Here is a 17,502-nt window from a genome sequence, read left to right on the forward strand (position 1 = left end):
CCTGACCGATACGGTAGCCAGCATGAAGGGTACGGGGACAACACTGCTGAACGACGTTGCGCGAATGTCGGTGCCGCAGCGCATGCGGACACTGGCGGGGGCGGCGAGGCGGCTTGCGGGGACCGCGGAGTTGACGCGGTTGCTCGGCGAGGTCGCGCAGCAAGGGCGGTCGGGGCGGCGGACCGCGCACTATCTCGCTGTCGTCGGGCAGGACCGTGGTTATCTGCTGTCGCAACTGGATTCGACGGATCAGGAAATCGCAGGGCAGGCTTTGGCTTCGCTGATCCGGCTCGGGGTCGATCCCGCGGTGGTCGTGCGGCGACTGCCCCGCGCATCGCAGCAAACCAGGAAGACCATCAGGCGGGCGCTGGGGCGTGGGGATCGAACGCAGATCGCCGACGCGCTCCTACCCGTGCTGCGGGAGTTGTTCGGCGATGTCGAGGCCGCACGGGTGCTGCCGTCGTGTTCGGACGCGGTCGTCGCGCAGTGGCTGCCGGAGCTGGGCTACGCGGTGTCCAACTGGACGAAGTTGTCGGGCAAGCACATCGGTGTCGTGATGGATTTCGTGCAGGCCCGGTCGCAGGGCGCAGGGCTGGCCGAGTGGCCGGAACTGTGGTCGTGGCTGACCGCCAACCCCGTCGCGGCGGTGGAATACAGCCCTGACCGGTTGCTCGCGTTGGCCGCGTCGGCGATCGAATACGTGCCGGTCGCGTCGCTGAATCCCGTGGCAGGACGGCTGGCTCGCCACGACCCCGACGCCGTGCGCCACCTGATACTGCACCCCAGCGGCAATGGTCGCGCACTGGCAGGCCCGACGCTGGGACGGGCTTTCCAATTCCTGCCCGACGACCAACTGCGCGAACTCTATCTCGCCTCGCGCACGAAACTCGCTTTCCTGCGCACGCTTCCCCCGTCACGACGTGCGGCGATCGCCGGCGCCGACCTGGCCCGCCCCGGCCTCGCGCCCGCCGCTGTCGACTTGGATCTACTCGACGCGATCGCGGGCCCTGCTCGCGCGCAGATCGCCCGCACACTGCTGTCGCGTCCCGGTGGAGCCGACGTGCCCGACGTCGCCGACCGCCTGACCGCCCGCCTGCCGTGGGCGGAAGCGAAACCGATACTGGCCGAAGCGATTCGGCGTCCCACCGCCGACGAGCGTGCCGCTGCCTATCCACGACTGATCACCGCGGCGGTAGGAAGCCGCGACCCGCTGGTGATCACCGAACTGCTGGCATTGCTGACCAGATTGCGCAACGAACAGGACCCGGTCCGCGGTTCCGCCCTGCGCGCGGTGGCCGGCATCCCCATGTCACTGCTGACCACCGACCACCTCCCAGGTCTGGAACAACTGGCCTCCGACGCGCTGCACGCCCGCGACCGCTCCTGGACCACGTCCAACACCGTGAGCACGATCGCCCGCACCCTGCTGGTGCGCGGCGGCACCACCGCCGAACCGGCGTTCACCGCCGCGGCACTGCGGATCATGACCCTGCTGGCCGACCTGTCGATAGACCCGAAACTGTGGGGGCTGCACCGCAATCTGCCGCGCGGAGCAGAACAGCAGATCCTGGCGGCGCTGCTGCCCCGCCTTCGAGCCGACGCGGATCGTGACCGCTGGGAACTGTGCCTGAGCTTGGCCGCCGGGCTGGAACACCGCGCGTTCGACCTGCCCGACCTGCAACGTCTGGTCCTGCGCGCCTGTCGCACGTCCTCGGATTCGACCGTGCGCACGGCCGTTGCTCTCGCTCTCGCCGCGCCGACCACACGCGACGCCCACCTGGACGAACTGCTCGCGCGCGACCGTTCCCTGTTCACGTTGTCGTCGGTCCAAGCCCTGATCGGCAACCGGCGCACCGACCTGCTCGACACCCTGCTGAACACCAAGACCGGGGGCCGGTTCCTGTCGGCGAAGGTGGTGTTCGTGCCGATGTTCTTCACCGGATTCCACCGGTGGTCACCGCACCACGTCGACCGGTACGCGCGCCTGCTGGACGACTACGCCCGCGGCCCCAAAACCACTCCGCACGAGCGGGCGCGCGCCGTCCGCCAACTCGGGCGCCTGCCCGACAGTTTCGCCAGGCTGCAGCGGTTCGTCGACAACGACGAGCTCGTGGTCACCGAGGCCGCGCTCACCGCGCTGGGCACCAGCGACGAACCCGAACGCGCGATGGCTGTGCTGGCACAGCACGTGGGCGACGATCGTGCCCGAGTCGCGGTCAGCAGCCTGTCCACCTGCGCCCGGTGGATCGCACCGGATCGACTGTCCAACGCTGTTGCACCGCTGCTCGATTCGCCCAAGATCACCGCGGTGAAGGAAGGCATCCGGCTGCTCGCGGAACTTCGCGCCCCCGATGCGTTGCCGATCATCGCCGAACGGGCCGCCCGCCCCGAAGCCCATCGCGACGTCCGACGAGCGGCGGTGTTCGCCACCCGATTCCTGCTCGACCAGGAACAAACCTGGGCACTGCTGAGTCGAGCAGCAACTGACCCCGCTGTGGCCGGCGCGATTCTCGACATTCGACCGGGGATGCTGCCTGTGCCGCAGCGTCAACGGTTCGCGACGTTCGTGCGCGACCTGGCCGCGGGTCCCGATCCCCGTTCGGCCGCCCTGGCGTTGACGGCGTTGGCTTCATGGCGGCGTTGGTGGGCTCCAGACACCCAGGAGGTATTGGTCGACCTGGTCACCGACCTGTCCACCGTCGCCACCTGGAAGTCCGCGATGAGCGCATTGCTGTCCGGAGTCCAGGCCGACAGCGACCCGACAGCGTTGGTGGCGGCCGTGCGTCGACTACGCACCGACGACTTCCGCGCATCGGACCGGGATCTGCCCGCTCACCAACGCCTTTCCGTCGTACTCGACCGATTCGTGCCCATCGTCCGCAACCACCCCGGCGACGCCCGCCTGCTGGCCGCACCGGTCATCGCCACCGTGGCCGACGACCCACTCTGGACCGACCAGGTCATCGAACTCACCGTCGTAGCGACCCGCTGGACCGACCCCGACAGCATCATCACTGCCCTCGACGAAGCAGCCACCTACGCCACCGGCACCCTGATCACCCGCCCCGCCCACCACCTAGGCCAACGCCTGGGCACCGAACTCGACACCACCGCCCCCTCGACCTTCCACACGATCAGCACCGAACTAGCTGGCGGCCCAACACCTTCCACTGCCCTGGCCGCCCTGACCATCGTCGCCCGATGCGGTGCGAAGTTCGGTTGGACACCCGAATGGACGGCCCTGCTCACCACCCTGCGCACCCACCCCGCCCCCGATGTCCGCCGCGCCGCCCACAGCGTCTTCACCGCACCGGAGTAAGACTCCCCTTCTACTTGAACGCGAACATGTTTCGTTGCGCCCAGTCCGAAAACGCGTGCGGCGCACGGCCCAGCACCTTGTCGATATCGGGCGAGATCAGCTGTTCTTCGGGTGTCGGGTTGCCGAGGATGTCCAGGGTGGTCTCGACGACGGGTTCTGGCATGAAGTGCAGCATCTGCGTCTTCGCTTGTGCCCGAGTCTGTTCCACGAACCGGACCGGTTCACCCAGCGCCGCGGCGAGGTCTTCGGCGCGCTGACGTGGCGTGCTCAGCGCGGGACCGGTCAACGTATAAACCTGCCCCGCGTGACCGTCTTCGCGCAACGCCACAGCGGCGACCTCGGCGATATCGAACGGATCAACAACCGGCAACCCGACGTCCCCGAACGGCGCCGCGACAACCCGTTCGTCGCGAACCGACTCCGCCCAGGCGTACGCGTTGGAGGCGAAGCCGCCGGGCCGCAGGATGGTCCATTCCAGCCCCGACTCACGAACCGCTTCCTCGAAAGAATGCGCCAACTGCCCATGTGAGGCCGACTCCGGCCGGGTGACCACACCCTGCGACGACAGCCGCACAACCCGTTGTATCCCGGCGGCTTTCGCGAGCGCGAGGATGGCTCGGGGGTCCATCAGGTGCGCGCTGATGCCGGTGTCGTGGGGTTCCGGTAGTAATCGCGCGAAAAACAACGACAATGACTTGACCAGCAGATATGTGCCGTCACAGCTCGGGCTGCGGGTCGGCTCGGTTGGTGCTTGGCTTGGCTTCCGATGACGTCGATTGGTGTGCTGGAGGTCAGGTTTCGTGGCAACGCAGGTGTTCGCGGATGAGGAGTTGGCGCGTCTTCGGGAGTTTCCCGATATCAGCCGCGAGGAATTGTTCCGGTTCTTCACGCTGACCCCGGCCGATGTCGCGTTCGTGACGCCGGGGCGGGGCCGTGGCCCGGCGGAGCGACTCGGACTGTCCGTGGCGCTGTGTTCGCTGCCGTGGCTGGGGTTCGTGCCGGATCGGGTGGCCGACGCGCCACCGGTTGCGGTGGCGCGATTGGCGGACCAGTTGGAAGTGGATGCGTCGATGATCCGCTCGTATGGCAAGCGGGCGCAGACGCGTACCGAGCATTTACGGTTGGTAGCGCAATATCTGGGGTGGCGGCTGGCGAGCGCGGCGGAGCTGAAGGAACTCGACGAGTTCCTTCTGGCACGAGCGATGGAGCACGACTCACCGACACTGCTGTTCCGGCTGGGATGTGAGTATCTGCTGTCGGCGAAGATGATCCGTCCCAGCCCAGACACCGTCGTCCGCCGAGTCGTACACGCCCGCGAGCAGGCTCTGCGCGAAACCTACGACCGGGTGTCGCACGAACTCACGCCGCGGCGGTGCGCGGAACTGGATGCTCTGCTGGTCATGGAGCCGTCGATCAAGATGTCGCGGCTGCGATGGTTGTCGACCGGCCCGGTAGAGGCGTCGGCAGCCGCAGTGCGCAACGAGGTGGAGAAGCTGGGGTATCTGCGAGGTCTGGGCGCGGACACCCTGGACATGTCGGTGTTGCCAGCCGAACGACGCCGGTTTCTGGCCACGCTGGGGCGGCGGTTGACCGTGCAGGCGCTGGAGCGTCGGGAACCGGAGCGTCGGTATCCGATCTTGCTGACGGTGGTGGCACAGTCAGCCGTCGATGTGCTCGACGAGGTGGTGGCGCTGTTCGATCAGGCGCTGTCAGCGAAGTTCAGTGCCGCGGAGAACCGGATGAAAGAAGAACTCGCCGAACGCGGAAAGACCGGGGAGGACCGGCAAGCGCTCCTAGACGATCTGCTCACGATCGTGACCGACCCGCAGATCCCCGACGAGGACATCGGCGCCATGATCCGGGGTGAGAGTATCGGGTGGGAGCGGCTGCGCGCCGCGATCGCGCAAGCCCGGCCGCGACTGCCGCGCGATCACGGGCACCTCGCGGCCCTGGATTCGTCGTACACGTATCTGCGACGGTTCACCCCGGCGGTGCTGTCGGCGGTGCGGTTCGCTGGCGGCACCTCAGCGACCGAGCTGCTGCTCGCGGTGGACATGCTGCGCGAGCTGAACGCCACCGGCCGCCGAAAAGTGTTCGATGAGGCGCCGACCGGGTTCGTGCCGACGAAGTGGCGCGGATATCTCGACGAAGCCCGTAAGACGGGCAATGCCGTTGCCTACCGGCACTTTTGGGAGTTGTGCGTGCTTGTCGGGCTGCGCGACGGGCTTCGCACCGGGGACGTGTTCGTGCCGGGGTCACGCCGCTACGCCGACCCGGCCGCCTATCTGCTCACCCCCGAGCAGTGGGAGCCCCAGCGTGCCGAGTTCTGCCGCCTGGTCGACAAATCCGATGATCCGGCCCGCGCGCTCGCAACGATCGTCGAGGAGTGGCACGAGGCGATGGGCGAGCTGGAGATGGTCCTGGCGCCCGGCGACGGCCCGGTTCGCCTCGATGAAGACGGTGACCTGGTGATCTCGCCTTTGACGGCGGAAGACATTCCATCCGAGGCGACAGCGCTCAAGGCAGAGCTGACCGCGATGCTTCCGTTCGCGCCGATCGTGTCGCTGCTGATCGAGCTGGACAAGCGCACCGGCTACCTTGACTGCTTCACCCACGCCGGCGGTAAGCAGACTCGCACGCCGGAGTTGAAACGGAACTTGATCGCTGTCCTCCTGGCCTACTCCACCAACCTCGGGCTGACGAACATGGCCGAAGCGTCCGGCATCTCCTACGACATCCTGACCTGGACAGCGGAATGGTACGTGCGGGAGGAGACGCTGCGAGCGGCGAATCTGGCGATCATCGGTTACCACCGACGACTGTCGTTGACCAGCGCTTTCGGTTCCGGCACATTGTCTTCCTCTGATGGCCAACGGTTCCCGACGCGCGGCAAGTCCACCACCGCTCGCGTGGCGAATCAATGGTTCGCCGATGAAGGCCTGTCGACCTACACCCACGTCACCGATCAGCACACCACCTACGGGACGAAGATGATCGTCACCACTCGCCGCGAAGCGCACTACGTGCTGGACGAGATCCTAGGCAACGCAACGGATCTGCCGATCACCGAACACGCCACCGACACCCACGGGGTGACGCTGGTGAACTTCGCGTTGTTCGATCTACTGGGCATGCAGCTCTCTCCTCGTATCCGGGATCTGGGGCGGGTGACTCTGTACCGTCCGGGCTCACGTGCCGATGCCGAGGCCCGGTTCCCTACTGCGGGGCACCTACTGACCCGAAAGTTGAATCTGGACTTGATCGCCGAGCACTACGACGACCTGCTACGGCTGGCCGGGTCGTTGAAGTTCGGGCACGCGACCGCGTCGCTGCTGGTGGGAAAGTTGTCCGCGTCGACCCGGCAGAACGCGCTGGCCGCTGCTTTGAAGGAGTACGGCGCGATGCGGAGGACGATCTACGCGGCCCGATACCTGTCGGATCCGGACTATCGGCGCAAGATCTCGCGCCAGCTCAACAAGGGCGAGTCGATCCACGCGCTCAAGCGTGACCTGATCTACGCCCACGAAGGCGCCTTCCGGGCGCGTCACCTGGAAGCCCAGACCGAACAGGCGTGGTGCCTGACTTTGGCCACGAACGCGGTGATCGCGTGGACCACAGAGTATTATGGGCTCGCCGTCGACCAGATGCGCCGCGAGGGCCGCCGCATCGACGACGACGTGCTGTCGCACATCTCGCCGGCACATAGCGAGAACATCAACTTCTTCGGTGCCATCGAGGTTGATATCGACGCCGAGCTCGCGCAGCTCGGCCCGACCGGGTACCGGCCGCTGAGGATCCGCGATACCTTGTTCTGAAGCAGCGGCGTGGACGTGGCATTCCATCGCCGTCACATCGGAGCACAACCAAGCGCGGATGGGCCCAGACCACTTTCGCGGTCTGGGCCCATCCGATATTCACTTGTTAGGGGTTGGACTGGGACCGCAGGATCAGGCCCTCATTTGCTTGTAGGCCTTCGACTGCTTGTGGGCCGTCCTCGGTGTGTCCGGGCGTCACTCCCTCTCGGGAGTCTCGGGCGAACTCCTCCAAGGTGGTGGGTTTGCCCGGCTCGATCACTGGTTCCTCGAGGTTGACGTCGTAGTCGTCCTCGTTATCGTCAACGGGTTTCGGGGCATCAGTCACCGAGCTCACGTCCTGTCCTGTCGTCGGTATAGCGGGTGTGCTGCTGTGTTCGCCAGAACGCACGATGCCGAGAACGACGCCACCCACAACCACCGCGCCTAGCACAGTGGCGCCGACCACTTTCCCCTGCACGTTGACTCCTAGCCAGTCGATTGCCCACAATTCTAGCCCTTACAGACAGCTCGTCACGGAGCCGGTGGCAGAGAACCTCCTTGAGCGTGCACTCGGAACGGATCCTGGTTGATGACACGATTCGTGCCGTAGAAGGCGCCCAGGAGGCTGCCCGCCAGCGAGTTCTGCGGCGCGTCGATCATGCAGACGCTAAAACCAGCTGAGCCGGTGGCGGCCCCGAGATCAGGCACATGACACTGGGGGTTGAAAGTTCGACCGCCCCCACCCGAGGTCGCCGCCCCCTCTGTGGTCGATGCGAACGGATACTCATCGCATGATCGACCGTCGAGACGACGCCCGTCACGGATCGCGCCCTTGGCCGGACATGCGGTCTGGCGGTTGATATCGCGGGTGACAGCATCCGCCTGGCGATGGAGTGGCGTGGCGGAACCGGGAAGCCCAGACGCGATAGCGGCTTGAACGTGTCCGGTCTGCTCGGCGGTATTACTACCGAGGCTGAACTGCGGAGTCGAAGGCGCTACAACGCAACCCTGCTGGTAATTGCCCTGCGAATTTTTTATTGTCGTGTCGCATCGGAACATATCAGCTCGAAACCTGCCAGAAGTTGACTCGGTAAAATTTGGCGAATTATTTCCCAACCATATGTCTATCAACATCGAACGTGCGACCGCGTCGTAGTCGGCCATGTCGTGTTCCTTCCACTTCACGACGATGACCTTGACCTGTCCTGCGCTGACCGAAGAACCGCTGGACGGGCCATCGACACTATACTGTCCAGGATCGAACCCCGAATAGATCGGTTGATATTTAAATGTGGGAGTGCCGACGCTGCCAATAAATGTTCCAAACGTAATCCTGAACTCCTGGTTCATCTCCCCAGTTCGATGTGAGGACAGGATGCCCGTCTTCACATTAAACGGAATTTCCCCAGCAACGGCGCCCTCCTTATTGATGACTTCAGCTCTACCGTTGAGAACCATGCAAGCATTCTTACGGGTCAGCCGCCATGTGCCGGTCCACGGCTGAAGCGTACATTCGCTCGGAATGAATGAAGCTGGCGTCACCGGTCCATCCAGCGTCGGGTCCTCCGCACCCGGCGGCATTGTTGAGCCCGGCTCCGATACCAGACACGATTGTCCCGACACGCACGAGACGAACGTGGCCCCAGCGCCCCCTGTGGCCGCACTCCCTGCTGCGCCGGCCGCGGCATCGTCGCCGAACTCCTGCCAGGTCGTAGGACGGCCCATCGGAACGACCGGTTCCTCGTCGCCGGCTTCTGGAACGACGCCAGCCGCAGTCTCTGTCGGGTAGCCCATCGTCGCGAACTGGAATTCCTGACGCCACGACGAGCCGACTTGCTGTTGATCGGCGGTGGGGTATCCGTAAGGACCACGTTCGAATCCCGACTGCTGCCATTTGGCCACCAGTCCGCCGCTAACAGGGTGCGCGCCGTAGGCTCCAGTCCAGTAGATCACGCCGTGTTCGAACCGATTGAAACGACTCAGCCCGTCAGGCGTGCCCGCCTCGTCGCTGATCGGGTAGCCGAGGTAGCCACCTTCCCACCCAGCTTCGCCCCATTTATCGCGGATCGCGCCAGTAACGTAATACGCTTCGTTCGCTTTCCAGTAAATGGTCCCGCCGTCGAAGTACTGGCGACGGCCGATGCCGTCTGAGTTCACGAACTCGTCGGAGGTTGGATAACCCAGTACGCCGCCCTCCCAGCCGTTGCGTTGCCAAGCGGCGAAGAAATGGTTCACCACCGGGTGCGCGCCACCGTTTGGCGACCAGTAGATCGGGCCGTTGGTAAATACCGACCTGCGGCCTATCCCATCTGGCTGGGTCAACTCATTGGTGGTCGGCCATAGCAAGAAACTGTTGGGGCCGCCGAGGGAGTTGTATTTATCCTTGATCGCTCCGCAGACCTCGTAGGGCGATGGCCAATAGACCTGACATCCTGGTGTGAGTAGTGCGCGGGCTTCGGCTTTGCCCGCCGCTGCGGCCTCCATGGTCTCGGCTTTGTCCGCGTCGGCTTTGGAGAACCCGCCGGGGATCTCTTCTCGGTCAGAACGCATCTTGCCTGGGGTAACAGTGGTGTTGGGGTTTTCGGTCGCTTTCCAGGACTTGCCCGGAGCGGGAGGCGATGGAGAAGTTGATGGCTGCGCGTTCGCCGACACGAGCTGCGCAGCTATGACAGCCCCTACCAGGATGACGATGACCGCACGTAGCAGCCCCAGCACATGGGATCTGAATAGATGGTGAAGATACAATTCCCTACCCCCCGTACGTAATTCAGTAACAGTGTGGCTATCCCAGAGTCCCTGATGTTGCTCCGCTACGTCGCGCATCGGATACCGGCGCGGTCACGAACTGGACTCAGGTCAGCATGTGGCTGCGAGGTTGTCATATCGAAACATGTAGTCTGCGAGTTACTTTCGCTCCAGTGCGAGCGGGTTCTCGTCCACTGCAAGGGAATCGCGCCAGTCGCAAGGCCCGTGAATTTGGCTCAGAACAGAGTGTCGTGCGCCTTGAGCGGCCGGTAGTCGGACGGCTGCGCATCCAGGCCAGCTCGGTACCCTGTGCCGACTCCGACTTCGCGGATTATGCCTTCCTCGACGGTATGGCAGGTCGCGGCGGAGCTCATGCAAAGACTCGGCCTCGCAGAGCTGGTGGACCGGCAATTCGGTCTCCGTTGATCAGGTGATCGAGGCTAGTCGGCCTCGATAGATCCTCATGGCCTTGCGGTCGGCGGCCGACCCGCTTCTGCCGAGGGATTGCGCGGCGTCCAGCAGCGCCTGATGAACGGGCGGCAGCGCTGTGACGTGCAGGCTATATCCTTGACCGCGCCGCACCTCCCGGCCCTGTTGTAGGGCTTGGCGCTCGGGTTCGCCGAGGCTGGCTAAGTGGCCGTTCAGGTGGTGGGCAACCTTGCCGGGCACCTCGATCCGGATCGGGCGCGGCTCGTCGTCACCAGCTCGGGACAACTGTTCGGGCCGGTCGGGCAGCAGGTCAGCGACGGCGGTGCGGATTGCGGCCCGACTTACCTGGTGTCGGCGAGCCAGTGCGGCGATGCTGGCGCCATCGCGATACTCGGGGGTCGAGGAACAAATCCGCCCAATCCGGCGCTAAGGAGTTACCGCAGATAGTGTCATACTATGTGCGATAACTGCTCGGTCGTCCTGGCGCGATGCACCTTCCGCGCCGTGTCGACTCGGGAAACTATGTGCGGTAGTGCGACTGGAGGTCGAAATGGGGCGGGTTCACAGGTTGCCGAGTTCGGCGAGCGGGGTTCGGCTGGCCGACGCTGTACGGATCTATTTGGCGACGATTCCCGCGCTGAACACCCGCGCGACTTATGCCGCCGCGCTGGATCGCCTCGTCACCGACTTCGGCGCGGACACCGATGTCGCGGTGCTGAGTTCGGAGCCGGATCGGGTGAGTGGCTGGTTCACGTTCGTGTGGGGCGCCAAGTCGGCGAAGACGTTCAACATCCGGTTGACCGCGCTGGGCTCGGCTTGCAGGTACTGGCGGGAACAGGATTGGCTGGCGGGTGATCCGCTGGTGCGGTTGCGAGCGCGACCGGCACCCCCTGATACCAGCAAAGCGTTGAGCCGCGACCGCGTCGCTGAGCTCCTGGGTTCGGATGCGCCCTTGCGGGAACGGGTGCTGTGGCATTTGCTCTACGAATCCTCCGCGCGGGCCGAGGAGGTACTGATGCTCGACCTACCCGAACTCGATACCAGCAACCGGTGCGCAGTGGTGACCCGCAAGGGCGGTGCACGGGAGGTCATCGCGTGGCAGACCGGCACCGCGAGGTTGTTGCCGCGGATGCTGGCCGGCCGCAAGACCGGACCACTGTTCCTAACTGACCGCAAAGCGCGGCCCTCGGTCGCGACCAACGACATCGACCTGTCGACCGGGCGGGGAAGGCTGTCCTACCGGCGCGCGGCCGAGTTGTTCGAAGCCCACACTCAGCATTTCGGCGACGGTCCGTATACGCTGCACCAGTTTCGCCATTCCCGGCTCACTCACGCTGCGGAGGACGGTGCGTCGACGCCGGTGTTGATGAAGCTGTCTGGACATAGTTCGGTACGTAGCCTCGCCAAGTATGCGCGTGTGTCCGACGCGGGGCTGCGGAAGTTCCAAGCCGACAGCGACCCGGCAGCGCGCCGACACCGTGGCCATTGATCCCGATTTGAACGGGGAGTGAGGACATGCCGGGAAGTCGCTGGAATCTGCAATCCCCACGGCCCGGCGACCCGTACATTCAGAGGCAATAGCAACTCAACATGATCGGGGGATTCATGATTACCAGGTTGTTCGTCGGATTCAGTGCGCTCGCCGTGGCTGCGGCGACGCTGACTGGATTGTCGGCCGCTCCGGCCGCGGCTGCCGAACCGGACCCGCTTCGGGTGTTGTTGGTGCTGGCGGCGGGACCGAAGGAGAACTGCGACGCCCTCTACGACGACCAAATGAACTACTGCTACGGCATTCCGGACGAACAGCTCAAGCAGTTCTGCCGGGAGAACGCCTGGATCGTGTACCAACAGTGCTTGGGCAACATCTGAGCCCCGACGACGTTTCGAGGGAGATGCTGGTGAGTGAAGAGATCGGTGAAGTGATCGCATCCCGGACTGTTGCCGACGGTGACCGACCCGTGCTGATCGAATTCGGTGCGCCGAAGCCGTCCGATGACGGCTTCAGGTGTGGGTTCCGCATCGAGGGTGTGCGCACGTCCTCGGCATCCGGCGCGGATGCGCTCGCGGCGCTGTATTCGGCATTGATCGAGGTCGGGGCCGAATTGAAGAGTGCCAACGCCGCTGGCGCGAACTTCACGGTATTCGGGCAAAGCGATCTGGGATTTCCAGTGGCGGCATCGGGGTCGGAGGTTAGCCGGTGAACATCGACGATATCGCTGACCCGGTGGCTTCGCGCACCGTCCGCACCGGCGACGGACCGCTGCGCGTCGTCATCGGCCGACCCGGCCCGGATCCGGAACGACCCCGGAACTTCGTCTGCCCGTTCGGTATCGAAGGTCGCCGGGGCGGCTCTGCACCCGGGCTCGATGAAGTTCAGGCCTTGATCAGCGCGATTCAGATCATCGGCGCAGCGCTGGACCTCCCGTCGGATTGGCCGATCGCAGCACCACGCTGACATCGGCGACGAATGACGAACCCGGCCTCACGCCACCAGCGTGGAGCCGGGTTCGGCCGTTCACGAGACAGGCAAACGCGCCCGCGTCATTTGTCGTCACGGGCGGCGTCGGGATCACGGAGCCTGCGGTGTGTGCCGCCGAGATCGGGCAGGTGGAAGGCGTAGTGGCCGTCGATGCCGATGTGGCTTCGGATGAAGGCCGAGAGCCGTTGCGCGTCGGCATCGAGTACCGGATAGCCTTGGGCGCGTAGCTGTTCCAGGGCACGGTTGGTGTAGAACGTATTCCACAGCACCGTGCAGTTGAGCACCAACCCGAGCGCGGAGAGCTGATCTTCCATGCCCTCGTAATAGGTGCGAGTCATCTCCCCTTTCTTTCCGTGGTAGATCCGCCGTCCCAAGTCGTGGCGGCCCTCGACGAGATTGGCCTGAACTTTGCCTTCCCGCCGGTATGGTTCGTCGTCGGCCAGGCGCAGGATGTGCAGGGTTTTGAAGATTCGCCCATAGTGGGCGATGGCTTGCCCTAACGGGGTGGGGTTCCCGTCTCGGGAGATCATGCGGGTGACGTCGTGAGCGGAGACCTCACACTCGTTGATCGACACCGCGACCCGGCACATGTCTTCCCAGTGAGCGGCGATCTTGTCGCTGTCGATGCGGCCCCGCGCGGCCTGATTGAGCGGCCCGTAGTCGGCGCCGGGGTCGAACCGCCACAGCCGCTGATCGGGCAGGTTCGCCAACTGCGGCCGGTACCTCTTGCCGATCAAATGCACCAAACCGAACACGATGTCGGAGTAGGAACCGGTGTCGGTGATGATGTCGTCTGGCCGCGTGCCGCCCTGCTGGAGTTGCACGACGTCGATGAAGTTCAGCGAGTCGCGTGGCGTGCCGGACACCACCTTGGCAGACAGGCCGGCAGACTGGTCGTTGAGCATGTTCAACCAGGTGATGCCCCGTTTGCGGCCGAAGTATTTCGGGTTCGGTCTGGCGTGGATGGTGCGGACCGGGACCACGAACCGGATGCCATCGACCGAGGCGAGCCGCCCGCCGCCCCACAGCTGCGCCAACTCGATCTCGGCCTGGGCCTTGACCAGCTCGGAGTTGGCGGCGGTCAATGTCTCCAACCGAACGTAGTTCTGTTCGACATGGTGCAGACGGTCCCGCGTCAGCGCGTCCACACCGGGGCTGGTCACCGGCTTGAAACCGACGTTCATCGCGTTCGCGCACAGCACCGCCGCGACCGACAAGCCCAGATCAGCGACACGGGCACCATTGCCGGAGGCGTGGGTGAACGACTCGGCGAAACCGGGCACCCAGGACATGACTTCCAGGACCAGCTCGGGCAGGTCGACCTCGGGCACCATGGCCTCGACCCGCCGGCGCAGATCCACCAGCGACGGCGCGTCCGGTTCGGCCTTCAACGCGGCAAGGTGAAGACGGCCGTTCTCATCGACGGTCGCCGGACCATCGCTGTCCAACCTGGCGGCGACTTCACGGTAGGCGGTGTCCACTGCGGCGGCATGTTCGGCGAGCAACGCCGCGGGATCGCCGGGCAGGTTCAGCGCGTTCATCCCGGCCTCGCGCGATCGTTCCCACGTTGGACCGACGAGCAGTTGGGCGCGCGGGTCGCGCCAGCGCGTGGAGTGCGGGGCAAAGATGTTGCGGTGCTTGAGATGGCGATGGAACTGTTCCAGCAGGCACAGGCTGTAGGCAGCCCGGTCGACCGTTTCCGGTGGCCGACCCTCGCGGTAGACCAGCCTCTTCCACCCGCCGCCGACGAGGTCATGATCGACCTGGCGGGCATCGAGCCAGCTCGCGGGCAGTTTCGACTTCTTCGTCATCAGCTCACCGAGTGTCGTCATCGCTGCCAGCACAGCCGCACCGTCCGCAGTAGCCCCGAACGCCACGGTGCGCATCAGCTGTGGCAGGAATACCCGGACCGTGGCCAGGCGACCGGCCAGCTCTTCGAGGCGTTGCTCGTTGAGCTCGGCGTCATCGACCGGAACGAGCTCATCGATCACCGCGACAGCGGCACGGAGCTCGCTCTTGGTCGCGGTGTTCTCGATCAGATCCCACATCATGTCCAAGCTGAGGTCCGGTTGCACCTCGGTCATCTCCAACAGCACCTTCACCGCCGCAGCGAGCTTGCCCGCATTACGCGAGACCCGCGGGTATCGGTGCAGCTTCTCCTCACGCGAGGCCCGTTCAGCCTTCGACATCAGGTCGGTGACCATCAACAAATCGAACAACTCGAGCACATCGTCAGTTGCTCTGCCGGACAGCGTTTTCACCGTGGCGACCATCACCGCCAGCCGATGGATCCGGGGTTCGAGACGCCGCAGAGCAGGCGCCTTGCTCGACAATCCGTAGGTGGCCAGCCCGATAACCCGACGCTGCGGAACCATCGACACATCCAGGGACTGCCCGCCCAGCGCGATGAGGTCGGCCAACCGGTCCAGTGCCTGCACCATCCCCTTGGAGCTGTTGCGGAACACGCCCTTGCGAAGCCGTTCCAGCTCGCTGACACGGCGTTTGCCCTCGGGCGGTTCCAGCAATGCCAGTAGCGCCGAAGCAGCACCGGCGCATACTTGATCGGTCAGTTGCGCCCACAGCCGTTGATCAGCGGCTTGGCGCCCCTCGGTGACCAACCGTTCCAAAGTCCGGGGACCGGGAAGCAGCGCCTGACGTTTGCGTAACCAGTCGAGCGCGCCGTCGAACGTCGCTTTCGGTCCGTCACCGCTCACCCACGCCTGATCAGCGACCCAGGCCGCCAACTCCGCCTCGACCTCGGAGTAGGAGGTCAGGCCGTGCAGGGCGAGATGGGCGATGCCCCGTCCGCCGATGAGGCCACGGTCGACCTATGGGGCCCGGTGCGTCACGCGCTCGCGTCTCCCCCGGCGGTTGATCCGGACGCCGAGCCAGCCACTGCCAGCGAGGTGCGCGCGGAGCTGCGGCGGATGCAGGGCGAGATGGCCTCACACTCTTACGCGTCCATGGCCACCGCCTTGCCTGCGCTGCTGCGCGACTCGGCGGGCGTGGGCGACCGCGGCTTGCGCTCGCACGTGCTCGGCATGACGGGCTGGCTGCTCACCCAAAACAGACAGTGGGGCGACGCGGCACTCGTGCTCGATCGGGCGGTCGATGTCGCCGACGACGAGACCACCGCGGCCGCAGCGGTCGCCACTCGGGTGTGGTGCGAGGTGAGGCAGGGCCACCTCGAGGCGGCGCGCGCGCTCGCGATCGAGTGGGCCGACCGGATCGAGCCCAGGTTCTCGCGAGCCACGACCGGGCAGATGGCGGCATGGGGTCGACTGTGGCTCTACATCGCGACCGTCGGCGTGCGGGACAACCGGGGCGGTGAGCACGAGGACGCGATGGGCATGGCCCGCGCTGCTGCTGCGCGCATCGGACGCGAGGTGCTCACCGAGGCCAGCACCACCCGCCAGTTCGGACCGATCACCGTGGAGCACGCGGCAGCCGAGTCCGCCGCCATCGCCGGACAGCCCGCGCTGGCGCTGGCGATCGCCGAGCGCACGCCGCCGGCCACCTTCTTGCCGACAGCAGCGGGCCGGTTGCGTCACCGCCTGGACAAGGCCAACGCACACACACAGCTCGGCCGGTGGGATGACGCGGTCGGCGAGCTGCGCACCCTCGGGCAGATCGCTCCGGAGTGGATCACGCAGCAGCAGTACGCCCGCGACATCGTCAGCGACGTGATCACCCGACGCCGCACCCTGACTGACGAGATGCGAGATCTCGCTGACCTAGTGAAGCTCGAACACTGATTGGGCTAGTCGCCCAGGCGTTGGATGCGGGCGATCACTGACGCACGCGTGATCCCACCATCGGGATGCCGGTCCAGGTCGCACCCGCGCGACATCATCGACGCGACCGTGCCCGGTGCGACACCGAGCATCGCTGCGGCCACGGTCTGCGAGACCGAGTCGGCTTCGTCGATCATGCCGACACTGCGCCCTACCGCGCGGCCTACGGGTGTGCGCCACCAGGCGGGCTCGACGTCGTCGGGCCACGCGACACCGGCCAGGTCGATCACGGTCTGGGCTGCGACACCGTCGTCTTCGCTGCACAGGTTCGCGGCCAGTCGGGGCGCAGTCTCGGCGATGCGTACTCGTGCTGGATCTCCCAGGCGTGTTCGAGTTTGGTCTTGTCCCGCTCGGTGTACTGCTTCACGCACGAGGCGTCCTCGATACCCAACTGCTCGGCGAGATAGTCGACCAGCTCAGCGGGCACGTCGAGCGGATCGGCCAGGAACATGCCCAGCTGGCGGACCGTCACGACCTGAAGGGCGAAACCCAATCGGTTGTAGTCGCGGCGTCGACCCGCGATCAGCTTGCGGTCTTCGTCATCGAGGTAGAAGAACCGTTCCAGCTCAACACGAGACAGCGCCCCGAACCGGCCGTAGTCGCCCTCATTGGTCACGACGACATGAAATCACCTGTAGGTCAACGCCGCTGGATGTTTCCGTGCTTAGCGCCGGATTGGGCGGATCTGCTCCCCGACTCCCATACAGCTCGGAAACCGTCAGCCGGTCTCCGAGCCGCGCGAATCCGGCCAGCCGCCGGAATCCGTCACGTTCGAGCGCGGAGACCTTCGACGAGGTTGCCGGATCGGCGAAAAGCCTCACGCCATCGGCGCCATCGGATAGGCCGGCCTCGCGGAGCAGATAGGTCTGACGGTCGGTGCTCTGCTCGTCGGTGGACACCCGCGTGTAGACAAGTTCGGCCATCGCACTGTCGCCTTTCGCC

The 17,502-nt window shown here is 65.4% G+C and carries 14 protein-coding genes and 1 pseudogene; 7 read left to right on the forward strand and 8 right to left on the reverse strand.

Annotation, left to right across the window (positions count from 1 at the left end; genetic code table 11):
* Window positions 1-22 precede the first annotated feature (22 nt).
* Window positions 23-3,319 carry a hypothetical protein gene (locus ACFWU5_RS07645; RefSeq protein ID WP_379266491.1) on the forward strand — a complete coding sequence of 1,099 codons (3,297 nt, stop codon included), beginning with the start codon at window positions 23-25 and terminating at the stop codon, window positions 3,317-3,319.
* A gap of 10 nt (window positions 3,320-3,329) precedes the next feature.
* Here ACFWU5_RS07645 and ACFWU5_RS07650 read toward each other — a convergent pair whose 3' ends face one another.
* On the reverse strand, window positions 3,330-4,010 hold the full coding sequence (locus ACFWU5_RS07650; RefSeq protein WP_379266492.1) for an NAD(P)H-binding protein: 681 nt from the start codon (window positions 4,008-4,010) through the stop codon (window positions 3,330-3,332).
* A 109-nt stretch (window positions 4,011-4,119) separates the two neighbouring features.
* Here ACFWU5_RS07650 and ACFWU5_RS07655 point away from each other — a divergent pair, with 109 nt between their 5' ends.
* Window positions 4,120-7,134, forward strand: coding sequence for a Tn3 family transposase (locus ACFWU5_RS07655; RefSeq protein ID WP_379266493.1), 3,015 nt, complete (start codon window positions 4,120-4,122; stop codon window positions 7,132-7,134).
* 106 nt (window positions 7,135-7,240) lie between these two features.
* Here the strand turns inward: ACFWU5_RS07655 and ACFWU5_RS07660 are convergent, their stop codons facing one another.
* From ACFWU5_RS07660 to ACFWU5_RS07670, 3 genes are all read right to left on the reverse strand, one after another.
* Window positions 7,241-7,468: a hypothetical protein gene (locus tag ACFWU5_RS07660; RefSeq protein ID WP_379242534.1), complete on the reverse strand. Its 228-nt coding sequence runs from the start codon at window positions 7,466-7,468 to the stop codon at window positions 7,241-7,243.
* 176 nt (window positions 7,469-7,644) lie between these two features.
* Window positions 7,645-9,828 (reverse strand): hypothetical protein, encoded by a 2,184-nt coding sequence (locus ACFWU5_RS07665; protein ID WP_379266494.1) that lies wholly within the window; start codon window positions 9,826-9,828, stop codon window positions 7,645-7,647.
* Between the two features lie 456 nt (window positions 9,829-10,284).
* Window positions 10,285-10,572 carry a hypothetical protein gene (locus ACFWU5_RS07670; protein ID WP_379242526.1) on the reverse strand — a complete coding sequence of 96 codons (288 nt, stop codon included), beginning with the start codon at window positions 10,570-10,572 and terminating at the stop codon, window positions 10,285-10,287.
* A gap of 265 nt (window positions 10,573-10,837) precedes the next feature.
* Between ACFWU5_RS07670 and ACFWU5_RS07675 the strand changes: the two genes are divergently transcribed.
* The 4 genes from ACFWU5_RS07675 to ACFWU5_RS07690 all read left to right on the forward strand — a co-directional run bounded on the left by ACFWU5_RS07675 (window position 10,838) and on the right by ACFWU5_RS07690 (window position 12,742).
* Window positions 10,838-11,776, forward strand: coding sequence for a tyrosine-type recombinase/integrase (locus ACFWU5_RS07675; RefSeq protein WP_379242524.1), 939 nt, complete (start codon window positions 10,838-10,840; stop codon window positions 11,774-11,776).
* 116 nt (window positions 11,777-11,892) lie between these two features.
* Entirely contained in the window at window positions 11,893-12,156 is a 264-nt protein-coding gene (locus tag ACFWU5_RS07680; RefSeq protein ID WP_379266495.1) for a hypothetical protein, read from the forward strand.
* Between the two features lie 29 nt (window positions 12,157-12,185).
* Complete coding sequence (locus ACFWU5_RS07685; RefSeq protein ID WP_379241977.1) at window positions 12,186-12,488, forward strand: DUF6968 family protein; 303 nt, start codon at window positions 12,186-12,188, stop codon at window positions 12,486-12,488.
* Window positions 12,485-12,742: a DUF6968 family protein gene (locus ACFWU5_RS07690; protein ID WP_379241976.1), complete on the forward strand. Its 258-nt coding sequence runs from the start codon at window positions 12,485-12,487 to the stop codon at window positions 12,740-12,742. Before ACFWU5_RS07685 ends, ACFWU5_RS07690 begins: the two co-directional genes overlap by 4 nt.
* An 86-nt stretch (window positions 12,743-12,828) precedes the next feature.
* Here the strand turns inward: ACFWU5_RS07690 and ACFWU5_RS07695 are convergent, their stop codons facing one another.
* The gene (locus ACFWU5_RS07695) at window positions 12,829-15,510 is read right to left on the reverse strand and encodes a Tn3 family transposase (RefSeq protein ID WP_379266496.1); all 2,682 of its coding nucleotides are present in this window, start codon (window positions 15,508-15,510) and stop codon (window positions 12,829-12,831) included.
* A 33-nt stretch (window positions 15,511-15,543) separates the two neighbouring features.
* Between ACFWU5_RS07695 and ACFWU5_RS07700 the strand changes: the two genes are divergently transcribed.
* On the forward strand, window positions 15,544-16,521 hold the full coding sequence (locus ACFWU5_RS07700) for a transcriptional regulator (protein ID WP_379266497.1): 978 nt from the start codon (window positions 15,544-15,546) through the stop codon (window positions 16,519-16,521).
* Between the two features lie 5 nt (window positions 16,522-16,526).
* On the opposite strand, the gene ACFWU5_RS07705 is transcribed toward ACFWU5_RS07700, so the two are convergent.
* The 3 genes and pseudogenes from ACFWU5_RS07705 to ACFWU5_RS07715 all read right to left on the reverse strand — a co-directional run bounded on the left by ACFWU5_RS07705 (window position 16,527) and on the right by ACFWU5_RS07715 (window position 17,483).
* Window positions 16,527-16,790, reverse strand: a complete 264-nt coding sequence (locus ACFWU5_RS07705; RefSeq protein WP_379266498.1) for a hypothetical protein — start codon at window positions 16,788-16,790, stop codon at window positions 16,527-16,529.
* Window positions 16,791-16,861: 71 nt separating this feature from the next.
* Window positions 16,862-17,176 (reverse strand): annotated as a pseudogene (locus tag ACFWU5_RS07710) (DUF4158 domain-containing protein); the annotation flags it as partial.
* Complete coding sequence (locus ACFWU5_RS07715) at window positions 17,166-17,483, reverse strand: recombinase family protein (protein WP_379241974.1); 318 nt, start codon at window positions 17,481-17,483, stop codon at window positions 17,166-17,168. The pseudogene ACFWU5_RS07710 and the gene ACFWU5_RS07715, both read right to left, overlap by 11 nt.
* Window positions 17,484-17,502: the final 19 nt, after the last annotated feature.

This window comes from Nocardia sp. NPDC058640, from assembly GCF_042716995.1.
Taxonomy (GTDB): Bacteria; Actinomycetota; Actinomycetes; order Mycobacteriales; family Mycobacteriaceae; genus Nocardia.